At 72.5% G+C, this 24,841-nt stretch carries 14 protein-coding genes and 1 pseudogene; 5 read left to right on the top strand and 10 right to left on the bottom strand.

Annotation, left to right across the window (positions count from 1 at the left end; translation table 11 throughout):
- Positions 1-53: 53 nt before the first annotated feature.
- Positions 54-2,471: a M14 family metallopeptidase gene (locus QCD66_RS26375; protein ID WP_364213658.1), complete on the top strand. Its 2,418-nt coding sequence runs from the start codon at positions 54-56 to the stop codon at positions 2,469-2,471.
- Positions 2,472-2,524: 53 nt separating this feature from the next.
- On the opposite strand, the gene QCD66_RS26370 is transcribed toward QCD66_RS26375, so the two are convergent.
- Entirely contained in the window at positions 2,525-2,827 is a 303-nt protein-coding gene (locus QCD66_RS26370; protein ID WP_357542950.1) for a hypothetical protein, read from the bottom strand.
- A 116-nt stretch (positions 2,828-2,943) separates the two neighbouring features.
- Between QCD66_RS26370 and QCD66_RS26365 the strand changes: the two genes are divergently transcribed.
- Positions 2,944-4,176: an APC family permease gene (locus QCD66_RS26365; protein WP_375736591.1), complete on the top strand. Its 1,233-nt coding sequence runs from the start codon at positions 2,944-2,946 to the stop codon at positions 4,174-4,176.
- 19 nt (positions 4,177-4,195) lie between these two features.
- Here the strand turns inward: QCD66_RS26365 and QCD66_RS26360 are convergent, their stop codons facing one another.
- From QCD66_RS26360 to QCD66_RS26340, 5 genes and pseudogenes are all read right to left on the bottom strand, one after another.
- Positions 4,196-4,576 (bottom strand): VOC family protein, encoded by a 381-nt coding sequence (locus tag QCD66_RS26360; RefSeq protein ID WP_375736592.1) that lies wholly within the window; start codon positions 4,574-4,576, stop codon positions 4,196-4,198.
- 144 nt (positions 4,577-4,720) lie between these two features.
- Positions 4,721-6,568, bottom strand: a complete 1,848-nt coding sequence (locus tag QCD66_RS26355; RefSeq protein ID WP_375736593.1) for a glycosyltransferase — start codon at positions 6,566-6,568, stop codon at positions 4,721-4,723.
- A 1-nt stretch (position 6,569) separates the two neighbouring features.
- The gene (locus tag QCD66_RS26350) at positions 6,570-7,634 is read right to left on the bottom strand and encodes a glycosyltransferase family 2 protein (protein WP_375736594.1); all 1,065 of its coding nucleotides are present in this window, start codon (positions 7,632-7,634) and stop codon (positions 6,570-6,572) included.
- Positions 7,635-8,074: 440 nt separating this feature from the next.
- Complete coding sequence (locus QCD66_RS26345; RefSeq protein ID WP_375736595.1) at positions 8,075-9,001, bottom strand: DUF559 domain-containing protein; 927 nt, start codon at positions 8,999-9,001, stop codon at positions 8,075-8,077.
- A 172-nt stretch (positions 9,002-9,173) separates the two neighbouring features.
- Positions 9,174-10,408, bottom strand: a pseudogene (locus tag QCD66_RS26340) (IS3 family transposase).
- Positions 10,409-10,586: 178 nt separating this feature from the next.
- Here QCD66_RS26340 and QCD66_RS26335 point away from each other — a divergent pair.
- A complete protein-coding gene (locus QCD66_RS26335) occupies positions 10,587-10,985 on the top strand; it encodes a nuclear transport factor 2 family protein (RefSeq protein WP_375737080.1) in 399 nt (132 codons plus the stop codon).
- Here QCD66_RS26335 and QCD66_RS26330 read toward each other — a convergent pair.
- Entirely contained in the window at positions 10,933-11,763 is an 831-nt protein-coding gene (locus QCD66_RS26330) for a TetR/AcrR family transcriptional regulator (RefSeq protein WP_375737081.1), read from the bottom strand. The genes QCD66_RS26335 and QCD66_RS26330 overlap by 53 nt on opposite strands.
- Positions 11,764-11,867: 104 nt before the next feature.
- Between QCD66_RS26330 and QCD66_RS26325 the strand changes: the two genes are divergently transcribed.
- Together QCD66_RS26325 and QCD66_RS26320 are read left to right on the top strand one after the other, a co-directional pair.
- Positions 11,868-14,141 carry an ATP-binding cassette domain-containing protein gene (locus QCD66_RS26325; RefSeq protein ID WP_375737082.1) on the top strand — a complete coding sequence of 758 codons (2,274 nt, stop codon included), beginning with the start codon at positions 11,868-11,870 and terminating at the stop codon, positions 14,139-14,141.
- Between the two features lie 250 nt (positions 14,142-14,391).
- On the top strand, positions 14,392-16,494 hold the full coding sequence (locus tag QCD66_RS26320; RefSeq protein WP_375737083.1) for a discoidin domain-containing protein: 2,103 nt from the start codon (positions 14,392-14,394) through the stop codon (positions 16,492-16,494).
- 3 nt (positions 16,495-16,497) lie between these two features.
- On the opposite strand, the gene QCD66_RS26315 is transcribed toward QCD66_RS26320, so the two are convergent.
- The 3 genes from QCD66_RS26315 to QCD66_RS26305 are packed head-to-tail and all read right to left on the bottom strand — an operon-like array spanning position 16,498 to position 24,817.
- Entirely contained in the window at positions 16,498-18,027 is a 1,530-nt protein-coding gene (locus tag QCD66_RS26315) for a condensation domain-containing protein (RefSeq protein WP_375737084.1), read from the bottom strand.
- Positions 18,024-24,362 carry a MupA/Atu3671 family FMN-dependent luciferase-like monooxygenase gene (locus tag QCD66_RS26310; protein ID WP_407566832.1) on the bottom strand — a complete coding sequence of 2,113 codons (6,339 nt, stop codon included), beginning with the start codon at positions 24,360-24,362 and terminating at the stop codon, positions 18,024-18,026. The genes QCD66_RS26315 and QCD66_RS26310 overlap by 4 nt, the downstream gene beginning before the upstream one ends.
- The gene (locus QCD66_RS26305) at positions 24,359-24,817 is read right to left on the bottom strand and encodes an acyl carrier protein (protein ID WP_407566831.1); all 459 of its coding nucleotides are present in this window, start codon (positions 24,815-24,817) and stop codon (positions 24,359-24,361) included. The genes QCD66_RS26310 and QCD66_RS26305 overlap by 4 nt, the downstream gene beginning before the upstream one ends.
- Positions 24,818-24,841: the final 24 nt, after the last annotated feature.

The following is a 24,841-nucleotide window of genomic DNA, read 5'->3' as shown; positions in this document are numbered from 1 at the left end:
CTTCCCTCGGCACCGGGCGGGGCTGCCGCACGCCTCTAACCGGAGGAGCCCGCATGAGAAGTCGCGCAAGACGGTCCCGGATGAGCCGCCTGCTGGCACTGCTCACGATCCCCGCCCTGCTGGGCATGGCCGCCCTGCCCAGCCTGGCCACCCCGCCCGGCGCGGACGGGCAGGTCGAGCCCGAGCGCAAGTCCACCTTCGAGCAGAACGGCGTGGCCCTGATGCGGGTCGTCGCCACCGACCAGGCCCAGATCGACCAGCTCAACGCGCTCGGCGTCGACCTCACCGAATACAGCAAGCCGGTGCCCGGCGGCATCGAGGTGCACGCCGTGCTCAGCCCACCGGAGAGCACCGCGCTGCGGGAGATGGGTTTCGACGTACGCGACGCCATCGCCGACCAGACCGACCACGCCGAGAACGTCGCCGACCGGGCGGCGGCGATCGCCTCGGCCGAGGCCGCCGAGGCCGAGACGGACACCCTGACCGTGCTGCGGGCCGAGTGGTTCACCAGCCTCGACGGCAAGCGTTTCCTGTCGTTCGAGGTCAAGTCGAGCGCGACCGACGCCCAGACGGTGCTGACCGCGAGCTGGGACACCGGCAAGGACACCCCGCCCGCCTCCGGCGGCACCGCGACGATGACCCGGTTCAGCGACGCCGGGCAGTACATGTACCACCGGTTCTCCGCACCGCTCGCGCTGAACACCGCGCAACCGGCCCGGGTCACCTTCACCAGCAACCGGGGCGGGACCGCCAAGGCGCCGGTGACGAAGTGGCTCGGCAACCCGCGGCCGGCACCGGGACCGCACTACCTCACCGACTTCATCGACCGCTACATGGACCCGACCGAGATCACCGAGCGGATCGTGTCGCTGTCCGAGGAGTTCCCCAAGATCACGCAGATCATCGACCTGCCGTACCTGACCAACGGCTACCGCCGAAAGGCGCAGGCGCAGTTCGGCTCCGCCACCGACAACACCTTCTACGTCACCACCAAGGCGTGGGGGCACGAGGGCGGCAACGACACCACGATCTCGATGATCGACCCGGGTGCCGCCGGCCAGCCGCTGACCGTCCTGGTCAACGGCCGTACCGTGGTGGTTTCGCTGGCGACCGACGGCTCCGGCGCCGTCACCAGCACCGCCGCCCAGGTCGTCGCCGCACTCAACGGCGACCAGGCCTCCTCGGCGCTGCTGACCGCCGCCACCTACCGGGGCAACGCCGGCGCCGGCGTCGTGCGCCCGGTCGGCACCAGCCGGCTCAGCGACAACCTGAACGCCCCGGCCCACATCTCCCGCGAGCCGTTCCAGACCAAGGCGCTGCGGATCGGCCGGGCCCGCGACGGCTCCAAGCCCGGCGTCTACCTCTTCTGCCAGCAGCACGCCCGGGAGTGGGTCACCCCGATCACCTGCCTGGAGACCGCCGAGCGGCTGGTGCGCAACTACGAGCTGGACACCAAGACCCGCAACCTGGTCAACGGGCTGGACATCTTCGTCGTACCGGTGATCAACCCCGACGGCGGGCACTACAGCATGTACGACTTCAACGGCCAGCGGAAGAACCTGACCAACCACTGCGACGCCGTCTGGTCCGACCCGGCCCAGCGCAACGCGTGGGGCGTCGACCTCAACCGCAACCAGGACGTCGGCTCGCTGTTCGACGGCTACTCCGGCGCGTCGTCGAGCTGCACCTCCGGCTCGTACGCCGGCCCGTCGGAGCAGTCCGAGCCGGAGGCGAAGAACGAGGACTGGCTGGTCGAGACGTTCCCGAACATCAAGTTCTCGATGAACACCCACTCCTACGGCGGCTACTTCATGTGGGCGCCGGGCGCCTACAAGTCGGCCGGCCGCGAGGTGCTGCCGCGCCCCGACTACGGCACCGAGAACTACTTCTGGAACGCCTCGACGAAGATCCTCAGCGCGGTCCAGGCGTGGCGCGGTACGGCGATCTGGCCCGGACGCACCGGCCCGGTCACCGACGTGCTCTACTCGGCGGCCGGTAACAGCGCCGACGCGCACTGGTACAACCACGACATCATCGCCTGGAACTTCGAGGTCGGCGCCGACGTCTGGGACCCGGCGACCAACCGGTGGCAGCCGGTCGGCTTCCAGCCGGACTTCGCCGAAGGCCACCAGGAGGCGATGGAGTTCGCCAACGGCCAGATCGCGATCCTCGAGGTCGCCAAGCAGTACGCGGCCGACCAGAGCAAGCCGACGTCGGAACTGCTCGTCAAGGGCAAGGGCCCCGGCACCACGACCTTCACCTTCAAGGTCGACGAGCCGGCCAACATCTACTACACGTTGGACGGGTCCGAGCCGACCACCTCCTCGGCGAAGCTCGGCTTCGCCGGCTACCGGGAGGGCGCCGAGCAGATCACCATCAGCGCGAAGACCACGGTGCGCTGGTTCTCGGTCGACATCTCCGGCAACGCCGAGGCGGTGCGGGAGCGCATCCTGAACGTACCGAAGCCCTGATCACCGGATGCGGCCGGCCGGCGGACCACCGGCCGGCCGCACCCCGTTCGGCGTCAGGCCCGCCGCCGGCCGACGAGCCACCAGACCAGCGCGTGCAGGACCACGTTGAGCACCGCCGGGCCGGCGATCGCCAGCAGCCGCAGCGGCGCCGCCACGTCGTCGAAGGCGTACGGGTCGGCGAAGTAGAACAGCGACCACGGCACCCCGAGGGCGAGCAGCGGCAGGCCGACGAGCCCGGCACCGATGTTGGCGTCCGGCCCGCTGTTCGCGTCGATCACCACGAACGCGAGCACCAGCACGAGCACGACGGCGGCGTGTACGAGCAGGACGATCCGGCCCCGCCTGGAAATAGCCATACCGGCAAACCTAATCAACGCCCGCCGGACCGGATCAGCCCGGGTACTCAGACCGATCGATCCGCTTCGGCCGCCCCGCCCGTCCGGCCCTGATCCACCGGTGCTGCAATGACGTCATGCCCGACAACCGGCTCGCCCGGCGACTCAGCCTGCCCGACGCCGTCGTGATCGGCCTCGGCGCGATGATCGGCGCCGGGGTGTTCGCCGCGTTCGCGCCGGCCGCGGCCGCCGCCGGCGGCTGGCTGCTCGGCGCGCTGGCCCTGGCCGCACTGGTCGCCTACTGCAACGCGGTCTCGTCGGCCCGCCTCGCCGCCCGCTACCCGCTGTCCGGCGGCACCTACGTGTACGGCCGCGAGCGCCTCGGGCCGTTCTGGGGCTACCTGGCCGGCTGGTCGTTCGTCGTCGGCAAGACCGCCTCCTGCGCCGCCATGGCGCTCACCTTCGCCGCCTACGCCGTACCCGGGTTCGAACGGCCGGCCGCCGTCCTCGCCGTACTGGCCGTCACCGCCCTGAACTGGCACGGCGTGCAACGTTCGGTCACCGCGACCCGGGTCATCGTGGCCGTCGTGCTGGCCGTGCTGGTGGCGGTCGTGGTCGCCGGCCTGGTCGGGGCCGCCGGCACGCCGGGGCCGGCCGGCGGGGTCCTCGGCTCCGGACCGTTCCCGGCGCTCGGCGTGCTCCAGGCCGCCGGACTGCTGTTCTTCGCGTTCGCCGGCTACGCCCGGATCGCCACGCTCGGCGAGGAGGTCACCGACCCGGCCCGCACCATCCCCCGCGCCGTCGGCACCGCGCTCGGCGTCACCCTCGTCGTCTACACCGCGATCGCGGTCACCCTGTTGCTCGTACTCGGACCCGAGCGCACCGCGGCGGCGGCCGCGCCGCTGGCCGAGGCGGTGACCGTCGCGGGCGCATCCTGGCTGGCCCCGGTCGTCCGGGCCGGTGCCGCGCTCGCCGCCGCCGGCGCCCTGCTGGCCCTGGTGCTCGGCGTCTCCCGGACCGCGTTCGCGATGGCCCGCGACCGGCACCTGCCCGCCGCCCTCGACGCCGTGCACCCGCGCCACGGGGTGCCGCACCACGCCGAACTCGCCGTCGGACTCGTCGTCGCCGTCCTGGTCGCCGTCGTCGACCTGCGCGGCGCGATCGGGTTCTCCTCGTTCGGGGTGCTGCTCTACTACGCCGTCGCGAACGCGTCCGCCTGGACGCTCGGCCGGCGCCGGCTGGTGCCGGCCGTCGGTCTGGTCGGCTGCCTGGTGCTGGCGGTGGCACTGCCGCTGTCGTCGGTGCTGACCGGTGCCGCCGTCGTCGCCGCCGGTGCGCTGCTCTACCTGGTCCGCCGCACCCGTCGCTGAGACCCGGCTCCGGCGCCGGTCAGTCGCGCAGGAACAGGCAGAAGGGATGACCGTCGGGGTCGAGATAGACCCGTACGTCGTCCTGCGGCTGGAAGTCGGCGAGGGTCGCCCCGGCGGCGACCGCGTGCGCGCCGGACTCGTCGAGGTCGTCGACCGCGATGTCGAGGTGGATCATCATCTGCTGGTCGTCGGGGCCGGCCGGCCAGGTCGGCCGCCGGTAGTCGGACTCCGTCTGGAACGACAGTCCCGCCCCGCCCTCGGGGGAGCGCAGCTTGACCCAGTTCGGTTCGAACTGCTCCACCGACCAGCCGAGCAGCCGCTGGTAGAAGGCGGCGAGCGCCTGCGGGTCAGGCGATCCGAGCACGACACCCGACAGAGTCAGGGACGGTACGGCGGTCATGCGCTCCTCCTGGCGGCGGCGGTACCGGGCAGCGTCACCGTACCCGGCGGCGCCACCGTTCCCGCGCAACGGGCCGCGCACCCGCCGGAGGCCGTTCGAGAGTGGACGGACGGGTGGTCGCCGGGTGGCGACCACCCGATCGGATCAGTGGAGTGCGAGCGGCTCGCCGGCGGGCTGGGGCGGGTTGGCGAACGCGTCCTCGGGGATGCCGGTCCACCGGGTGTGGGCCGCCTCGAGGAAGTAGTTCTGGCCCGGATCCCAGGTGTGCCCGCTGTCGCGGCGGTGGTAGACGTAGCCCAGCGGATGCGTCCGGAAGATCACCGCGCCGGCCTGCCGCAGCCGTTCCAGCAGCCCGAAGTCGACCGAGCGGGGCACCGGACGCCAGCCGCCGACCGCCTCCAGGTCACCCCTGGCGAGCAGCATCGTGCCACCGGCGACGAGTTCGCCGTCGGCCTCCGGCACACCCGACGGCCGCCGTACGGTGATGCCCAGCGTCTCCAGGTGAACGAACTCGCTGCCCTTGCCGACCAGCGTCGCCCCCGAGTACTGCCGGGCCAGGACCAGGTCCCAGACGTGCTCGGTGCCGTAGCTGTCGTCGTCGTCGAACTTGGTGACCAGCGTGCCGTTCGCCCGCCGGGTCGCGGCACCGAGTGCCTCGCCGAAGCTGATCGTGTCCGGCACCTCCAGGACCTCGACCGGCCGGCCGCAGCCGGCGAGCCGGGCCCGGATCTCCGCCGGCAACTCGATCCCGTGCAGGCAGAGGACGATCTCCAGCTCCGGGTAGGTCTGGCCGATGATCGCGTCGAGCGCCCCGGCCAGCATCTCCGGCCGCCGGGTGGCCAGGAGCGCGCTCACCGTCGGCGGGCGGCCGAGTTCGGGGAACCGGCCGGCGGCGATCCGGGGCAGCGCGAAGTCGGTGGCGTGCCCGCGCAGCGCGGCCCGGCGCTGACGTACGCTGCGGGCCTCCATCGCCAGCTCGTCGCCGGCGGGTGCCGGGCCGGTGATGATGTCCCGCAACTCCGGCACGATCAGGTCGGCGACCGGGGCGGGCAGCTTCGGCGCGTGCAGCACGGCGCCCGTCGCGGCGAGCTGGACCAGCAGCGCCGCCGTCTCCACCGGAGCGGTCGCCGGCACCTGCGGGCACTCCACCACACCGACCTGGCGCAGGGTCGCCAACGTCGTCGCGTCCGGCCCGGTGCCGTTCAGCCGGCCACCGAGGCCGCGCCCGGCCGGGCCGAAGTCGAGGCGTACCCGGGGGGCGTCCGGCCGGCTGGCGTCGGCCCGCCGGCCGCGCGGGTTGATCCGGCGTGCGTCGATCAGCACCGCCGCCGGGGCGGTCAGGCCGTGCGGGCCGGTCCGGAAACCGATCCCGTACGGCGGACCGTCGTCGCCGTAGCCGTCGCGGGGTGCCGGACCGCCGTGTTCGAGCACCACGTCATGGGCCCGGATGTCGCTGCTGAGCGGCAGCTCCCGCAGGGCGACCGCCCCCGTCGCCGGCAGGTAGGCCGGTGGCCGGCCGTGGCTGGTCAGGTCGGCGCTGACCGGTGCCGGCAGCGGGCTGGCCGACCCGACCGCCGGCAGCACCGCCCGCAGGATGTCGCGCAGCGGCAGCGCCTGGGCCAGCCGTACGGTGACCGTCGCGGAGCCGCGCCGCAGGCGGGGGAAGGACACCTGGTGGCTGAGCACCCGGGGCAGCGGGCCGATCGCCCCGGACCAGCCCTGCCGGGGCCGGCGCCACCAGGCCACCACGACGGTCACGACCCGGAACGGGGTGACCGCGAACGGGTCGGCGGCCAGTTCCCGCAGCCGGTCGACGGAACCGGCGACGATCAGCACCCGGCGCGAGCCGGGCAGCCGCAGGACCCGCAACCCGACCGTACGGCTGATCCGCTCCTCGCGTTCGGGCGGCGGCGCGCCGAGCAGCCGCCAGCCGGACGGGCCGGCGCCCGGGGATTGGTGATCCGGACCGGACCGGGCGTCTTCCCGCGACATGTCAGCCTGTTCCTCCCGTAGCCACCGCCGGCCGGCGGGTGCCCGGCTGACCGGTCTGCCCGGACATCCGGTTCCGCAACTGCCATGCGGTCATCGACAACTCGAACAGACGATAGGCACCCGCCGCCGCCATCCGCTGCTTGACGCCGTCGTTGCCGGGCGGTATCGGAGCGCCGCCGGTCGGCAGGTGGCGTGCGTACTGCTCGGTCAGGCGCGCGAAGTAGGCCCGGCGCATCGACCGGGGCACCCGGCTCTCGTGGCCGAGCACCTGGAAGCAGTGCCAGATCATCCGCTGGAAGAGTAGCGGACGCAGTGCACCGTATCGGCCGGGGTCGGTGTCGAGGAAGTCGAAGACCCGCGTCCACTGGTCGAAGACCTCGAAGTGCCGCTCGCTGACCGTGAACGTGATCGCGCCGGCGGGCCGCTGCCGGTACGCGTAGCAGTACCGGTCGAGCACGCTGATCCGTTCCGCGGCGAGCATCACCGGCAGCACGAACGCGACGTCCTCGTACCAGCCGGGGCCGAAACGCAGGCCGTACCGGGTCAGGAAGTCCCGGCGGATCACCTTGTTGCAGGCGATCCACAGGATGTCGAGCAGCTTCGGGCGCTGCGCGAAGGTGAACGTCTCGGGCAGGTCGGTGCCGGCGTCGGTGACCGGATGGTGTTCGGCCGGCCGGTCGGGGTAGATCCGGGCGTAGCCGGTGACGAGCAGATCCGGGTCGGTGGCGGTGATCCGCTCGGCGACCGCGTCGAGGGTGCCGTCGGGCAGCCAGTCGTCGCTGTCGACACACCACACGTAGCGACCGGTGGCGTGGTCGATGCCGGTGTTGCGGGCGGCGCCGAGCCCGCCGTTGCGCTCCAGCGTGACGACCTTCAGGTTGCCGTGGCGTTCGGCGTACCAGGCGAGGACCTTCGCGGAGCCGTCGTCGGAGGCGTCGTCGACCGCGATCACCTCGAGTTCGTCCGGCGACCGTTCGGCGAACGACTGGTTGAAGATCGAGTCCAGGCACTGCGCGAGGTAGTCCTCGACCCGGTACACCGGGACGATCAGGCTCAACAGGGGCATGGGCGCCGCCCTCCGGCTGGTGTCGCGTCGGGGTTGTCCCGATCCCGCACGATTGGCGGGCCACGGGGCCGGTCGCCGGACAGCATCCGGGCGGTGGACGACGTGAGCGGTAGCGTCGGCTCAACGCCAGGTGACGACTGGGCGAACCACACATGGCGCTGCTCGTGCGGGCGGCCACTCGTGCTGACGGCCACTCGTGCTGACGGCCACTCGTGCTGACGGCCGCCCGTGTGGGCGGCCGCTCGTGCTGGCGGCCGCTCGTGCTGGCGGCCGCGTGTCGGTGGCCGCTCGTGCTGGCGCCGCGTGTGGGTGGCCGCTCGTGCGCCCACCGCGTGTGGGCGGCCCGGCGGCCGCCCGTGCGCTCGCGCCGTGGGGCGGCCCGTTGTCGATCTGGGCGGCAGAGACCTTACGGGGGCTGGATAAGGTCTCTGTTGCCCAGATCAACATGGCTGCCCGCCGCTTCGGGTGGGGCGCCCGCGCTCGGCGACGGCCTGGTGTACCAGGGCGATGATCCGTTCCGGGTGCCGGAGCACGTCGTCGGCGGTGAATCGCAGCACGAGCCAGCCGCAGGCGCGCAGGTCGTTGAGCCGGGCGACGTCGCGGCGGAACTGGGTGCGTTCCCGGTGGTGGTCGCCCTCGTACTCGATGGCGATCCGCCACCGTGGATAGGCCAGGTCGACGCGTCCGACGAACCGGCCCCGGTGGTCGTGGACCTCGTGCTGGGCGACGGGCGGCGGCAGGCCCCCGTCGACCAGGACGAGTCGGAGTCTGGTCTCCATCGGTGACCCGCTGAGCGGCTCGGCGAGGGCGAGCACCTGCCGGAGTTGCCTGATTCCGGGGCAGGGCGGGTGGGCGGCGAGATAGCCGGCGAGGGTGTCGACCCGGACGACCCGCCGGGCGAGCAGCGCGTCGACAGCTACGACCGCCTCGACGCGGGGCAGCAGGCGGCCGAGATCGAACGCCGTCCGGGCCGGCGTGGTGACCGGCAGGTTCGCGAATCTCGTGATGTCGCCAGCGGGCAGGCGGTAGTAGCTGACCACGACGCGTTCCCGCCGACGAGGCCGGTAGGTGCCGGGCAGCACGACCGAAACCGGACTTCGCCGATCAAGGAGCGGCACGCCCCACAGGTAGGCGGCGCTGCGCCCGCAGATGGCCGCGCCCGGTGGCAGGGTCAGCGCGACCGCGTCGCACCACATCCGGTGGTCGTCGGGCTGGTAGCCGTCGGCGTGGACGTAGACGTCTGGCAGCAGCCGGTGCCAGGACCGCCCGCGTAGCATCCGTTTGGTGAGCAGGCCGCTGGCGATCGCCCGGCTTGCGCGGAAGGGCAGGAAGGCGAGTTCCCTGGGGACCTGAGCGACACGCGGCATCCGGCGAGCATTCCCGTTGGCCCGTTGGCCCGTTGGCCCGTTGGCCCGTTGGCCCGTTGGCCCGTTGGCCCGTTGGCCCGTTGGCCCGTTGGCCCGTTGGCCCGTTGGCCCGTTGGCCCGTTGGCCCGTTGGCCCGTTGGCCTGTCAAGCCCCGGGTTTGATGGAGAGTTGGTTAGCTGGTTTTCAGGGGTGCGGTGAGCGGGTGGGTCATCGCGTGTAGTGCCTCGTGTTCGGCGGGTGGGATGTGTCCGAGTTCGCCGTGCAAGCGGCGGTTGTTGTACCAGTCGATGTATTCGACGGTGGCCATCTCCAGGTCGTCGAGGCCGCGCCAGGGGCCGGTGTTGCGGACGAGTTCGGCCTTGTACAGGGAGTTGAACGCCTCGGCCATGGCATTGTCGAACGAGTCGCCCTTGGAGCCGACCGAGGCGACGGCGCCGGCCTCGGCAAGCCGCTGGGTGTAGCGGATCGCTCGATATTGGACTCCCCTGTCCGAGTGGTGGACCAGTTTACGCAGGTCAGCGTGTTGGTTCCCGCGGCGCCAGATCGCCATCTTCAGCGCGTCGAGGGCCAGATCCGTGTAGAGCGAGGTGGACACCTGCCAGCCGACGATCATGCGGGAGTACACGTCGAGGACGAACGCGGCGTACACCCAGCCCACGCTGGTTCGTACGTAGGTCAGATCCGCGACCCACAGCTGGTTCGGCCCCGCCGCGGTGAAGTCCCGTCTGACCAGGTCAGCAGGGCGGCTGGTCTCGGCTGCCGGCCGGGTGGTGCGGGGCGCCTTGTCGCGCAGCAGCCCACGCAGCCCGGACTCACGCATGAGCCGTTCGACGGTGCACCGGGCCACCGGCACCCCTTGGCGGTGCAGCTCGTGCCAGATCTTGCGGGCGCCGTAGACGCCGTAGTTGGCTGCGTGGACCTGTTCGATCATCGCGGCCAGCTCCTCATCGCGCCGTGAGCGAGCGCTGGCGGGGCGGGTCCTGGCGGCGTAGTAGGTCGACGGTGCGATCTGTGCCGGCGTGTCTTCGAGCGCCCGCAGGACCGGCTGGACACCGTGTTCGGCCTTCTGGGAGTCGACAAAGTCGACCTTCATCGCGACGGACGGTCCAGCTCCGCCGCGAAGAAACTCGCCGCGGACCTCAGGATCTGGTTCGCCCGCCGCAGCTCACGCACCTCCCGTTCGAGGGCGGCGAGGCGTTCGGCGTCGCTGCCGGTGGTGCCCGGCCGCTGCCCGGCGTCGGTCTCGGCCCGCTTCACCCACGTGCGCAACGCCTCGGGATGAACCCCGAGCTGACCGGCGATCCGCCGGATCGCTCCGACCGCGCTGACCGGATCCCGGCGGGCCTCGACGGCCAACCGAGTCGCACGCTCACGCAACTCATCGTTGTACTTCTTCGGTGCGGGCATCGCAGGTATTCCTCCCAGGTTTCGATGTCTCCATCAAACCCGGTGCGGGACAGCCCGTTGGCCCGTTGGCCCGTTGGCCCGTTGGCCCGTTGGCCCGCCGTACGCCCGGCACCCTGGCGCGGGTGCGCCCGGCACCCCGGCGCGGGCGCCGCCGACGGTTCGGTGGTATGACCAGTGGATGCATGATGATCCGGCGCAACGGCTGGTGGACACCTTTCTCACGGCTTTCAACACCCCGTCCGGCGACCGGATGTCCGAGTTGCTGGCCGAGGCGTTCACCCGTGACGTCACGTTCTGGGGGCCGTTGGGGCGTACCCAGGGGTTTATGGCGTTGGAGAACTTCGTGACGTATCTGCGTGGCCACGGGCGGGGGCCCGGGCGCATGGTGCGGACCAGCGCGGTCGACGCGCCGGGGGAGTGGGCCAGGTATGCCTGGGCCTACCGGGACGCCAGCGGCGCGGTGGTGCTCGACGGCGTCGACATGGTGCACGTACGCGACGGCCGCATCGACCAGTTGGTGGTGTTCAGCGGCCCGTTGGCGGCCCGGCCGGACCCGGACCCGCCGGCGGCCGCCTGACCCGCGTTTCGATGCCGTCGAGGAAGACGGAAAGTCCGACGTGGAACGTCTCGCGGGCTTCCTGCTCCAGGTAGGGCACGGATTCGTCGGCCATCTCGAAGGCCCGCTCCTCGGCGAGCCGGCTGATGGTCGGGAACCGCTCGGCGAAGTCGGGGGTGACCTCGTCGAGCAGGGCCGAGCGGGCGTACCACCACTGGTCGTCGGAGACGCCGGTGACGCCGGGAGCCTGTCGGGTCTCGGCGATCGTCCGGGCCACGCCGCGGACGAAGTGCAGCAGGGAGTTGACGACGCGCATGAGGACGGGGGCCGGCAGGCCGCTGCCGGACAGGATGCGGACGACCGTCTCCAGCATCGTGTACTCGTTCGGTCCGAGCACCGCCCGGGCGTGCGAGATCTGGAGCATCCACGGGTGGCGTAGGTAGAACTCCCAGAGGCTTTCCGACCAGGTGGTCAGGGTGGCCCGCCAGTCGTCGCCGCCGGGCGGGTCGGTCGGTACCTCGGCGAGCACCCGGTCGTACATCAGGTCGACGAGTTCGGCCTTGCCGGGGACGTACGTGTAGAGGGCCATTCCGGTGCGGCCGAGCCGTTCCCCGACCGCGTTCATCGACAGGGCCGCCATTCCCCGGGCGTCGGCCAGTGCGATGGCGGCGTCGACGATCTCGTCGATCGTCAGGCCCGGCCGCCGGCCGGGGCGGGCGGGGGCGGGTTCGGTGCGGTCGGCGCGCCACAACAGGGTCATGGACCGCCGTGCGTCGCCCTGTCCGACGAATACCACCACGCGTTGCTCCCGGGGGGTGTATGGTTGCCTGCCGAGTATTTCTTTATGGCATAAAGCTATCTCGCCTGGATAGATCGGGTGCCAACTTCCAGGAAGGAAATCCCATGCCGAACCGCATCCTGCCCGCCGACAGCCACGACGTGATCGAGGTGCGTGGTGCCCGCGAGAACAATCTGACCAACATCTCCCTGGACATCCCCAAACGCCGGCTGACCGTCTTCACCGGCGTCTCCGGGTCGGGCAAGTCGTCGCTGGTCTTCGGCACCATCGCCGCGGAGTCGCAGCGCCTGATCAACGAAACCTACACGGCCTTCCTCCAGTCGTTCATGGGCAGCCCCAGCCGGCCGGACGTCGACGCGCTGCGCAACCTGAGCGCGGCGATCGTCGTCGACCAGGAGCGGATGGGCGCCAACTCGCGGTCGACGGTCGGCACCGCCACCGACGCGTACACGATGTTGCGGATCGTCTTCAGCCGGCTCGGCGAGCCGTACGTCGGTCCGGCGACCGCCTTCAGCTTCAACGCCCCCGACGGCATGTGCCCGCGTTGTGAGGGGCTCGGCCGGGTCACCGACGTCGACGTCGACGAGCTGGTCGACCGGGAACTCTCGCTCGACGAGGGGGCGATCACGGTGCCCGGGTTCAACGTCGGCGGCTGGTACTGGCAGAGCATCGCCCATTCCGGGTTCGTCGACCCGGCGGTGAAGCTGAAGGACTACACCCCGCAGCAGTGGGACGACTTCCTCAACAAGCCGTCGACCAAGGTCAAGATCAACGGCCTCAACACCACGTACGAGGGCCTGCTGGTCAAGGTCCGGCGCACGATCCTGGCCAAGGACCGGGAGTCGATGCAGGCGCACATCCGGGCGTTCGTCGACCGGGCCGTGGTCTACACCTCCTGTCCGGACTGCGGCGGCACCCGCCTCAACCCGGCGGTGCTCGGCTGCCGGATCGCCGGACGGAACATCGCCGAATGCGCCGCGATGCAGATCAGCGACCTGGCCGAGTTCGTCCGCAAGATCTCCGACCCGTCGGTGGCGCCGCTGCTGGCCGGGCTGACCGAGACGCTGGACTCGCTGGTCGAGATCGGGCTGGGTTACCTCAGCCTCGACCGCGAGTCCGGCACCCTGTCCGGTGGCGAGTCGCAGCGGGTCAAGATGGTCCGTCATCTGGGCTCCAGCCTCACCGACGTCACGTACGTCTTCGACGAGCCGACCGTCGGGCTGCACCCGCACGACATCGCCCGGATGAACGACCTGCTGCTGCGGCTGCGCGACAAGGGCAACACGGTGCTCGTCGTGGAGCACAAGCCCGAGGTGATCCAGATCGCCGACCACGTGGTCGACCTCGGGCCGGGGGCCGGCTCCGCCGGGGGGCAGGTCTGCTACACCGGCGACATCGCCGGCCTGCGCGCCTCCGGCACGTTGACCGGCCGGCACCTCGACCACCGGGTGACGCTGCGCGACACCGTACGGAAGCCGACCGGGCAGGTGTCGATCACCGGTGCCCGGCTGCACAACCTCAAGGACGTGCACGTCGACATCCCGCTCGGTGTGCTCACCGTCGTGACCGGGGTGGCGGGCTCCGGGAAGAGTTCGCTGATCCACGGTTCGCTGACCCGCCGTGACGGGGTGGTGGTGGTCGACCAGACGGCCATCCGTGGCTCCCGGCGCAGCAACCCGGCCACCTACACCGGCCTGCTCGACCCGATCCGTACGGCATTCGCCAAGGCCAACGGGGTGAAGGCCGCCCTGTTCAGCGCCAACTCCGAGGGTGCCTGCCAGAACTGCAAGGGGATCGGGCTGGTCTACACCGACCTGGCGATGATGGCCGGGGTGGCGACCGTCTGCGAGACGTGCGAGGGCCGGCGGTTCACCGCCGAGGTGCTGACCCACAAGCTGCGGGGCAAGGACATCAGCGAGGTGCTGGCGATGTCGGTCGCGCAGGCCCGGGACTTCTTCCCGTCGGGTGCGGCCCGGGTCATCCTCGACCGGCTCGGTGACGTCGGCCTGGGCTATCTCGGACTCGGGCAGCCGTTGACGACGCTGTCCGGCGGCGAGCGGCAGCGGCTGAAGCTGGCGATCCACATGGCCGAGAAGGCGGCGACGTACGTCCTCGACGAGCCGACGACCGGCCTGCACCTGGCGGACGTCGACCAGTTGCTGGCCCTGCTGGACCGGCTGGTCGACGCCGGCAACACGGTCATCGTCATCGAGCACCACCAGGCGGTGATGGCGCACGCCGACTGGCTGATCGATCTCGGTCCGGGCGCCGGTCACGATGGTGGGCAGGTGGTCTTCACCGGCACCCCGGCCGACCTGGTCGCGCGCGGCGCCTCGCTGACCGCCCGCCACCTGCGCGAATACCTGGCCCGCGGCTAGCCCGAGTCGCGGGGCCGGCCCGGGCGGCGCTACCGCCCGGCCGGCCCCGCGATCTTGCACAAGGATTCGCCCAAAGGTGTGTAAAAGCGGGAGATAACCGCAAGATCGCGGGGAGGTGGGGTGCGGCGTCGGCATCTTGCGGGGTAGTAGTCGGAAATTTCCATCGACTGATTCAACTATTGCGATGCTGTGAACAAAGCTGGCAGTATGCCGGGCATCGATGCACCTGCTCGCAGGAAGTGGAGCAACCATGCCTGTCACCCGTCGCAGTTTCGTGTCGTCGGTGGTCGCCGGATCGGCCCTCGCCGCCGTGTCCACCTCCGACCTGCTCGCCGCGGCGTCGCCCGCCCACGCGGCCAGCCCGGTCGGCGACGTCGTCGGCAAGATCTCCGTCGGCTACCAGGGCTGGTTCTCCTGCCCCGGCGACGGCGCGCCGATCGGCGGCTGGTGGCACTGGAGCCGCGACCGATTCCAGCCGCCCTCACCGGCCAACACCACGATCGTCTCCTGGCCCGACATGCGCGAATACAGCCGCGGCTACCCGACCGCCTACCCCAATCTCGGCAACGGCCAGCCGGCGACGCTCTTCTCGTCGTACGACCAGCAGACCGTCGACACGCACTTCCGCTGGATGCGCGATTACGGCTGCGACACCGCCGCCCTGCAACGGTTCAACCCGTTCGGCGACGAGGGCCCGACCCGCGACGCCATGGCGGTCAGGGTCCGCGACGCCGCCGAGCGCTTCGGCCGCAAGTTCTACATCATGTACGACGTCACGAGCTGGACGAACATGCAGTCGGAGCTTAAGACGGACTGGACCACCAAGATGTCGGCGTACACCGCGTCCCCGGCGTACGCCCGGCAGAACGGCAAGCCCGTCGTCTGCATCTGGGGCTTCGGCTTCAACGACCCCGGCCGCCCGTTCGCCCCGGCGCCCTGCCTCGAGGTGGTCAACTGGTTCAAGGCTCAGGGCTGCTACGTCATCGGCGGCGTGCCGACCTACTGGCGTACCGGGATCAACGACTCCCGGCCCGGCTTCTCCGACGTCTACCGCGCCTTCGACATGATCTCGCCGTGGATGGTCGGCCGCACCGGCACCCTCGACGGCCTCGACTGGTTCCACACCAACGTCAACGTCCCCGACCAGGCCGACTGCAACGCCCGCGGCGTCGACTACCAGCCCTGCGTCATGCCCGGCGACCTGTCCGCCGGCCACCGGGCGCACGGCGACTTCTATTGGCGGCACCTCTACAACCTCATCCGGCTCGGCGCCCAGGGGCTGTACGTGTCGATGTTCGACGAGTACAACGAGGGCAACCAGATCGCCAAGACCGCCGAGACGGCGGCCTGGGTGCCGGCCGGCGCCGGCATCCGGGCCCTCGACGAGGACGGGGTGGCCTGCTCGTCCGACTACTACCTGCGGATCACCGCCGACGGCGGCCGGATGCTCAAGGGGCAGCTCGCCCTGACCCCGGTGCGACCCACCCCGCCGACGCTCGGCGGCCCCGACCCGACCGGTGACCTCGCCGCCGGCCGGCCCACCTCGGTCAGCAGCCAGAACGGCCCGTACGTCGCCGCGAACGCCGTCGACACCAGTGCCGCCACCTACTGGGAGAGCGCCGGGCCGCTGCCGCAGTGGCTCCAGGTCGACCTGGGCGCGGCCCGGACCGTCGAGCGGGTCGTGCTGGCCCTGCCCGCCGGCTGGGGGACCCGCACCCAGACCCTGTCGGTGCAGGGCAGCACCGACGGGACCGCGTTCTCGACGCTCGCCGGGCCGGCCGGGCGGGTCTTCGACCCGGCCACCGGAAACCAGGTGACGATCAACGTCCCGGCGACGGCCGCCCGTCACGTACGGGTCACCGTCACCGGCAACACCGGCTGGCCGGCGGCCCAGCTCTCCCGGCTCCAGGTCTACGGGACGGCCGCGCAACCCGTCACCAACCTGGCCGCCGGCCGGCCGACCTCGGCCAGCGGCCACACCCAGAACCTGCTGCCCGGCAACGCCGTCGACGGCAACCCGGCCAGCTACTGGGAGAGCGCCAACAACACCTTCCCGCAGTGGATCCAGGTGGATCTCGGCGCCGCCGTCGCCGTCGGCCGGGTGGTGCTGAAGCTGCCGCCGGCGGCGGCCTGGCAGGCGCGTACCCAGACGCTGTCGGTGCAGGGCAGCGCCAACGGCACCACCTTCACCACGCTCGCCGGGCCGGCCGGGCGGGTCTTCGACCCGGCCACCGGCAACACGGTGACCATCCAGTTTCCGACGACCACCACCCGCCACGTCCGGCTGTCGATCACCGCCAACACCGGCTGGCCGGCCGGCCAGATCGGCGAGTTCGAGGTCTACGCCGCCTGACGGTCAGGCGGCCGCCGGTACGGGGGCCGGCAGCCCGGTCAGCTCGTGCAGCGGGCGGTGCGGCTGCCGGCAGGCGGTCGCCAGCACCTCCAGGTAACCGTCCATCCAGGACTTCGCGGTCGCCGGGTCGAGCCGGTCGAGCGCGTACTCCAGGTAGCCCTCCAGCCCGAACGACCGGGGGATCAGCCCGCAGATCAGCGTCACGCGGGAGGCCCCGGTCGGCCGGTCCTCCACCTCGGCGGTCAACCCCGGCAGGTCCAGTTCCAGGTTCAGGGTGCTCTGGTAGGCGAAGCTGACCGCCGCCATCGGCTGCTCGCCGCCTCCGGCGTCCTCGATCAGCCGGTCGTAGATCCACCCGATCGGCAGCATGTTGTCGACCCCGGCGAACAGCCCCATCCCGACCTGGTCGACCAGGTCGGCGAAGGTGGGCGCGGTGTCGGAGCGTACCCGGATCAGCAGTGGGCAGGCCACGATCGCGACCGTCTCGGCGAACTCGACCCGGTCCCGGTTGGCGTACGGCAGGGAGATGGTGACGTCGCCCTGGCCGGTCAGCCGGGTGAGCAGCACACCCATCGCCGCGGCCAGCGTCGGGAACAGCGTCGTGTTCCGCTCCATGGAGAACGCCCTGACGTCGCGTTCCACATCGGGCGGCACCCGGAAATGGTGGGCCCGGCCCCGCCCGGTCGGCACCGGCGGCGCCGGCCGGTCGTACGGCAGGTCGAGGGCGAACCCTTCGAGGGTCAGCGCCGTCGACCAGTAGTCGGCGCGGCGGCGCCGGGTCTCGGCGTCGTACACCCGCTGCTCCCAGCGGGCGAAGTCGATCGACTGGACGGTCGGCGGGGTACGGTCGGGGGCCTCACCCGCCAGCGCGCGGCGGTAGCCGGCCGCCATGTCGTGCAACATCACCGACACGGCCCAGCCGTCACAGGCGACGTGGTGCACGACGATCATCAACCACCAGGTGTGCGCGTCGACCCGGACCAGCTGCAGACGCAGCGGAAGCTCGTGGTCGAGGTCGAACGCGACTTGGGCGACGGCCCGGCTGACGTTCTCGGCCCGCTCCAGCCGGTCCGGATCCGGCAGGCCGGTGACGTCGACGACCGGCAGCGTCACCTCCCGGTGGGCGTAGACGATCTGCACCGACCCGTCGCCGTCGTCGACGAACCGGGACCGCAGCGCCTCGTGCCGGGCCACGACGGCGTCCAGTGCGGTCCGCAGCGCGGCCTCGTCGAGGGTGCCGGTGAGGACCAGCCGCATGCTGACGTTCCAGGTGGCGCTCGGCGGGGTCGTGTTGATGATCGACAGCATCCGGTCCTGCTGGTAGGAGAGCGGACCCCGGGCGACCTCGACCCGCTCCGGCGCCGGCCCGATGCCGAGGCGGTCGAGCAGTTCGGACCGGTACGCCCGCAGCGCCGTGATCAGTTCGGGCGTGACCGCGTCGGCGGGGGCGTCGAAACGGAGCTGCCCCTCGTCGTCGGCCGCCAGCCGCACGTCGTGGCCGGCGGCGTACGCCAGCAGTTCGTCGAGGTTCACAGCGTGCCCCTGACCCGGGCGGCGGTGGCGGGCCGCTGCTCGCGCAGGTGGTCGGCCATCGCCCGGATCGTCGGTGCCCGGAAGAACCGCAGCACGGGGTATTCCACGCCGGTCGCCTCCCGTACCCGGCCGAGCAGTCGCATCGCGGTGATCGAGTGACCGCCGAGGGCGAAGAACGACGCTTCGGGCGGGGTCTGGTCCGGCGTCCGGTCCAGTTCGGCGCACCACATCTCCCGTACGGTCCGTTCCAGGTCGTCCGGGGGTGCGGGGCGCGCCGCCGGGGCCACGGCGGCGGCCGGGGCCGGCGGTACGGCGGCCGTCTCCGACACGACCTCGGACGGTGCCGGGCCGGCGGCGGGCGCGGTGCCGGACGGGCCGGCCTGGAGCCCGGGGGCGGGCAGCGCGGCCCGGTCGACCTTGCCGTTGCTGTTGACCGGCAGCGCCGGCAGGAACGCCCAGGCGCGCGGCACCATGTGGTCCGGCAGCTCCCGGGCCAGCGCGTCGGCCAACCGCCCGGCGAGCCCGTCCGGGTCGGCGCCGCCGGCCGGCACCACGTACGCGGCGAGGTAGGCGTCGCCGGACCGGTCGCGCGGCGCGGTCACCACGCCGTCGGCGACCTCGGCGAGCCCGAGCAGCACGGCGGCCACCTCGGCCGGCTCCACCCGGTAGCCGCGGACCTTGACCTGGTCGTCGATCCGGCCGAGGAACTCCAGCTCCCCGGCCGGATTCCAGCGCACCAGGTCACCGGTGCGGTAGAGCCGCTCGCCGGGCGCGGCCGGGACGCCGGTGACGAAACGCTCGGCGGTGAGGTCCGGCCGGTGCAGGTAGCCCAGCGCCAGACCGGGGCCGCCGATGTACAGCTCGCCCCGGGCACCGACCGGCACCGCCCGTCCGGCCGGGTCCAGCACGTGCAGGCGTACGTTGTCGACCGGTCGGCCGATGCTGATCGGGCCGTCGTCGACGGTCGGGTCGGCGACGACGGCCGTGGTCGCCAGCACCGTGGTCTCCGTCGGGCCGTAGACGTTGCTGACCTGGTAAGACACCCCGGGGTGGGGACGGGTCCGCAGCCGGTCGCCGCCGATCATCAGGTGCCGCAGCGGCGGCTGGGCCGGCACCGGCAGGGCGAGCACCGCCTCGGCGAGCGCGGTGGGCAGGATCGTCAGGGTCACCCCGGCGGTGCGGTACCAGCGGGCCAGCGCCGCCGGGTCGAGCCGTACGTGGTCGTCGGCGATGGCCAGGCTGGCGCCGGCGACCAGGGCCGGCCAGACCTCCAGCACCGAGGCGTCGAAGCTCTGTCCACACACGACGGCGTGCCGGTCGGCGGGGGTCGTGCCGGTGGCGTCGGCGTGCCACCGGCTCAGGTTGCGTACGGCGCGGTGGCTGACCGCGACCCCCTTGGGCCGGCCGGTCGATCCGGAGGTGTAGATGACGTAGCCGGCCGCGTCCGGGTCGTCGGCCGGCACGGCGGTGCCGGCGGCCGGTGCGTCGCCGGTGATGTCGACGTGCAGCGTGGCCACCCCGTCCGGCAGCGGCGGCACGACGGCGTCCGACGTGGACAGCAGCACGCGGGCGCGGCTGTCCTCCACCATGAACCGCACCCGGGGCGTGCCGAGGCCGGGATCGAGCGGCAGGTAGGCGGCACCGGTCTTCAGGACGGCGAGCATCGCCACGACCAGGTCCGGCGACCGGGGCAGCCACAGCGCGACGACGTCACCGGGGCCGGTGCCGGCCGCCCGCAGCCGCCCGGCCAGCTCGTCGGCGCGCGCGTCGAGCTGCCCGTACGTCAGCACCGCGCCGCCGCCGATGACCGCGACACTCTGCGGCGTCGCCGCCGCCCAGCGTTCCACGGCTGTGTGCAGGCACTCGTCGGAGACCGGCCGGACCGGGCCGGACCCCAACCGGTCCAGCGTCTCCCGGTCGGCGGCGGTGGGAGCGCCGAGCCGCGACAGCGGTGCCCCGGGGTCGGCGGCGACCGCCGCCAGCAGCCCGGTGAAGGCGTCGGCCAGCCGCCGCGCGGTCGACTCCTCGAACAGGTCGACGTTGTATTCCAGCCGGGCACCGATCCCGTCGGACCGGTTGGTCAGGTAGAGCACCAGGTCGACCACGGCCCGGTCGGCGCCGACGTCGAGCGTCGTCGCGGTGACACCGGGCAGGTCGAGCCGGAACGCGACGTCGTTCTCGAACTCGGCGATCACCTGGAAGATCGGATTGCGGCTGGTGTCCCGCTCCGGCGCCAGGGCGCCGACCACGGTCTCGAACGGCACGTCGGCGTGGTCGTAGGCGGCCAGCGCAGTCGCCCGGGTCCGGGCCAGCAGCTCGGTGAACGCCGGGTCGCCGGTCAGGTCGAGGCGCAGGGCCAGGGTGTTGAGGAAGAAGCCGACGACCTCCTCGGCGCCGGCCGGCCGGTCGGTGACCGGGGTGCCGACGATGATCTCCTCCTGGCCGCTGAACCGGCCGATCGTCGCGGCGAACGCGCTGGTCAGGACCATGAACAGGGTGGCGCGGTGGCGGCTGGCCAGGGTCCGCAGCGCGGTGGCGACGGCGGGCTCGACGAGCCGGACCACGGACCGGCCCCGGGTGCCCATCACCGGCGGGCGGGGACGGTCGGTCGGCAGGGCCAGCACCGGCAGTTCCCCGCCGAGCCGCTCCCGCCAGTACGCCAGGTCGTCCCGGGCCTTCCCGCCGCCGAGCGCGGCGACCTGTGCCACGGCGAAGTCGGCGTACCCGCGCGGCAGGGCCGGCAGCGCCACCGGCCCGCCCTCGACCCGCGCCCGGTACAGCTCCGACAGGTCGCGGGTCACCACGGTCGCCGACGTCGCGTCGACCACGACGTGGTGGAACGACAGCACCAGTACGTGCCGGGTCTCGGCCAGCCGCAGCAGGCGGGCGTGGAACAGCGGGCCGGTGGTCAGGTCGAACACGTGGGTGCTCTCCCGCTCCACCGCGGCCCGGCAGACGGCGGCCTCGTCGGCGCCGGTGTGGTCCTCGACCGTGAACCGCGCGCCGGCCGGCGGCAGCACCCGCTGCACCGGCTCGCCGTCGACCTCGACGAAGACCGTACGGATCGCGGGGTGCCGTTCGACGAGCTGGTCCAGCGCGGCCCGCAGCGCCGGTACGTCGAGCGGGCCGTCGAGCCGGATGAAGGCCGGCTCGTTGTAGGCGCTGCGACCGGGGAAGAGCCGGTCGAGGAACCAGATCCGGCGCTGTCCGGGCGACAGCGGAGCGGTGCGCGGCGGCCCGTCGACGTCGGCGGCCGGCCGGGCCGGGGCCGGCGCGACCTCGATCGGCGCGGCGGGCGCCGGTGCGGGCTGGGCCGGTTCGGCGGCCGACCGCCGGCGCAGCAGGTCGAGGTGCGGCAGCCCGTCGGCCAGCCGGTCCGCCGGCACCCCGAAGTCGACCAGGGCGGCGATCTCGTCGACGCCGGCCGCGACCAGCGACTCCACCACCGCCGCGCACTCGTCCGGGGTGCCGATCAGCGCCCGGGACTCGCAGTAGCGCTCGTACGCCCGCTCGAAGACGAAGTCGAGGTCGTCCTCGCGTACGTTGTCCATGTCGATCTGGAAGCCGAGGCTGTTGGTGACCTGGCCGAAGAGCGACAGCGACGAGCGCATGTACGACCGCAGCGGCTCGAACGCCTCGGCCCGCGCCCGGCGGCCGTCGGGGCCGACGAACGTGTGCGCCAGCACCACCACCCGGCCCGGGTCGAGCCCGTGCGCCGCCCGCGCCTTGCGGTACAGGACGATGTTGTCGGCCAGTTGCTCGACCGACTGGCTCATCAGGTTGGTGATGACGCCGAGGTCGTGTTCGGCGGCGAGCTGGAACGACTCGGGTCGGCCGACGACGGCGGTGAACATCGGTGGCATCGACTGCACCGGGCGCGGGAAGACGCGTACGGCCACGTCGTCGCCGCTGCCCGAGCGGCGGGTGACCGACTCGCCGCGCCACAGCCGGCGGATCTGGTCCAGCTGCTCGTACATGACCTCGCGGTGCCGGCCGAAGTGCTGCGGGGCGAGGACGAAGTCGTTGGCGTGCCAGCCGGACGCGCAGCCGATGCCGACCCGGCCGGCGGACAGGTTGTCCACCATGGACCACTCCTCGGCGACCCGGACCGGGTCGTGCAGCGGGAGTACGACCGAACCCGCGTTGAGCCGGATCCGGGTCGTCTCCCGGGCGAGCGCGGCGGCGAGCACCACCGGGTTCGGGAAGACGCCGCCGAAGGAGTGGAAGTGCCGTTCCGGCATCCAGAGCGAGTGGAAGCCGTGGGTGTCGGCGTACCGGGCGGTCTCGACGATCGTGCGGTACTTGTCTTCGGGGGCGCTCTCCGCCGGGTAGTCGCCGAAGAAGTAGACGCTGAAGTCCGGCGCCGTCCGGGTGCCGGCCGGCGCCGGCTCCGACACCGGTTCGGTCCGGGCGACCGCGTCGGCGGTCCGGGCCACCGGCGCGCTGGCGTGCGTCGTCGGCGGCACCGGCACGGCCGCCTCGGCGGTCCGGGCCACGGGCGCGGTGGTGCCGGGGGTTCCGGCCGCGGCCGGCGCGGTGGTGCCGGCGGTCCGGGCCGGGACCGGGGTGGCGGCCGGGACGGGTACGCCGCCGCCGGTGGGGAAGTAGCCGGCGGCGCGCATCTCGCGCAGCGAGTCGCGTACCGCGTCGGCGACCTGCTCCACGTCGGCGTCGGTGTGCGCGGTGGAGAGGAAGAAGTTCCGCCACTCCCACACAAAGACGCCCTTGAGCAGCAGGTGGTGGTAGAGCAGTTCCATGTCGGCGCGGTGCTCGAAGCGGAACTGCGAGCCGAAGTGTCCCAGCCGGACCGGGAACTCCTCGTCCTCGAAGAACCGGTTGAGCGACCCGACCAGTTCGTCGGTGCGCGCGTTCAGCCGCTCCTGGAGGTGCGGGCTGTGCTGTTTGAGATGGGTCAGCACCGCCCGGGCGGCCACCATCGACACCGGGTGCTGGATGTAGGTGCCGCCGAAGAACGTCGTCTCGCGGGGCGGGCGGCTGTCGTCGCCGTACTGCCAGAAGCCGCCGTCGACGCCGTCCATGATGTCCTCGCGGCCGGCGATCGCGCCGATCGGGAAGCCGCCGCCGAGCGCCTTGCCGTACGTCGCCAGGTCGGGGGTGACGCCGAAGAGGCCCTGCGCGCCCCGGGGGTGCGGCCGGAAGCCGGTCAGCATCTCGTCGAACATCAGCACGATGCCGTGCCGGGTGGTGATCTCCCGCAGCGAGTGCAGGAACTCGACGGGTCGCAGCGTCGGGTGCCGGCTCTGGATCGGCTCGACGATCACGGCGGCCAGTTCCGAACCCAGCGACTCGATGACGGCCAGGCTCTCCGGCGCCCCGTAGTCGAGGACCACCAGGTCGCTGACGGCGCTGCCCGGGATGCCGGTCGACACCGGGACGGTGACCCGGTCGGCGCCGGTCCCGTTGGAACGGCCGAGCACGTTGTCGGCGTGGCCGTGGTACGACCCGTGGAACATGACGATCTTGTCCCGGCCGGTGGCGGCCCGGGCCAGCCGGATCGCGGCCGAGTTCGCCTCGGTGCCGGAGTTGGCGAACGCGACCCGGGGCAGCCCCACCATCTCGCTGAGGAGTACCGCCGCCTCGCCGGTGTCGATGCTGCGCGGCCCGAGCTGGACGCCCCGGGACAGGTGCTCGCGTACCGCCTCGGTCACGAACTGCGGCTCGTGGCCGAAGAGCAGCACCCCGAAGCCCATCGTGATGTCGACGTAGCGGTTGCCGTCGACGTCCTCCAGCCAGGAGCCGCGGGCCCGCTGGCCGGCGATCGGATACAACATCTCCTTGGTGCCGCTGCGGAATCCGACCACGGCCCGGCTGTCGGCCAGCGGCCGGCGGTAGCGCTGGGTGATCTCCCGGGAGGTCCGGGTCTTCGCCACGAGCCGCTGCCGCAGCTCGTCGACGTGTGTCCGCTGGGCGTCGGTGCGCTGCCCGGCCGTCATCCCCGAGCCGTGCGCGACGGTCACCCTCGGCCCGTGTACGACCGGCGCGTCCACGGCCGGGGTATCCGGGGCGGCCGGGGCGCCCTCGGTGGTTCCGGCGGCGGAGGCTTCGGCGGCGACCGGCGCCGGTGCGGCGGCCGGCGGCTGGGGGGCGGCCGGCGGTGCGGTGGCGGAACGCAGGACGGCGAGCTGTTCCTCGATGAGCTGCGACTGCCGGACCATCTCCTGGAGTTGGGCGGCGAGGTCGGCGATGGCGCCGCCGGCCGGCGCGGCCGGGCTCCCGGCGGGCGGGAGCTGCCCGGTGACGGACTCGGCGGGTTGCCGTGGCGCCGGGACGGTGGCCGGCGGGGCGGGTACGGCGGGTGCCGGTGCCGCGATCACGGCCGGCGGGGCGGGTGCGATGGGGGCAGCGCCGGTGCCGCGATCACGGCCGGTGCGGCGGGCACCGGGGCGGGCGGGACCGGAACCGCCGGCATGCTCACCGGGGACGGCGTCACGGGCGCGGCAGGGGACGCGGCCGGGGCGGGGACCGGGGGAGGGGCGCCCGTCGGGCCGGCGCCGATCCGGGCCACGACCAGCCGGGACAGCCGGGCCGGGGTGTCGCCCTCGTCGAAGAGTTCGCGCATCGCGACCCGTACCGAGAACTCGCCCTCCAGCTCGCGCAGCATGTTGATCATCGTCAGGGAGTCGGCGCCCAGGTCGAGGAAGGGCGTGTCCACCCGTACGTCGGCCAGGGCACAGCCCAGGTGCCGTGCGGTGAGTTCGCGGACCCGTTCGGAGACGTCCTCGACACCCGGGCTCCGGTCGGTGCGGCTCGTGGCCCCGTTTCCCAGCATCGTTCCTCCAGAGACTTGCGGTTG

Origin of the sequence: Polymorphospora sp. A560, assembly GCF_045781765.1 — a bacterium.
Lineage (GTDB): Bacteria > Actinomycetota > Actinomycetes > Mycobacteriales > Micromonosporaceae > Polymorphospora > Polymorphospora lycopeni.
Note: the sequence above shows the minus strand (reverse complement) of the source record. Positions and strands in the feature narration are given on the sequence as shown.

What these genes read in the sequence shown, in the direction of transcription:
- QCD66_RS26365 (WP_375736591.1), top strand. Translation starts at nt 2,944, where the DNA reads ATGCCCGACAACCGGCTCGCCCGGCGACTCAGCCTGCCCGACGCCGTC.
- QCD66_RS26325 (WP_375737082.1), top strand. Translation starts at nt 11,868, where the DNA reads ATGCCGAACCGCATCCTGCCCGCCGACAGCCACGACGTGATCGAGGTG.
- QCD66_RS26370 (WP_357542950.1), bottom strand. Translation starts at nt 2,827, where the DNA reads ATGGCTATTTCCAGGCGGGGCCGGATCGTCCTGCTCGTACACGCCGCC.
- QCD66_RS26355 (WP_375736593.1), bottom strand. Translation starts at nt 6,568, where the DNA reads ATGTCGCGGGAAGACGCCCGGTCCGGTCCGGATCACCAATCCCCGGGC.
- QCD66_RS26375 (WP_364213658.1), top strand. Translation starts at nt 54, where the DNA reads ATGAGAAGTCGCGCAAGACGGTCCCGGATGAGCCGCCTGCTGGCACTG.
- QCD66_RS26350 (WP_375736594.1), bottom strand. Translation starts at nt 7,634, where the DNA reads ATGCCCCTGTTGAGCCTGATCGTCCCGGTGTACCGGGTCGAGGACTAC.
- QCD66_RS26320 (WP_375737083.1), top strand. Translation starts at nt 14,392, where the DNA reads ATGCCTGTCACCCGTCGCAGTTTCGTGTCGTCGGTGGTCGCCGGATCG.
- QCD66_RS26305 (WP_407566831.1), bottom strand. Translation starts at nt 24,817, where the DNA reads ATGCTGGGAAACGGGGCCACGAGCCGCACCGACCGGAGCCCGGGTGTC.
- QCD66_RS26360 (WP_375736592.1), bottom strand. Translation starts at nt 4,576, where the DNA reads ATGACCGCCGTACCGTCCCTGACTCTGTCGGGTGTCGTGCTCGGATCG.
- QCD66_RS26335 (WP_375737080.1), top strand. Translation starts at nt 10,587, where the DNA reads ATGCATGATGATCCGGCGCAACGGCTGGTGGACACCTTTCTCACGGCT.
- QCD66_RS26345 (WP_375736595.1), bottom strand. Translation starts at nt 9,001, where the DNA reads ATGCCGCGTGTCGCTCAGGTCCCCAGGGAACTCGCCTTCCTGCCCTTC.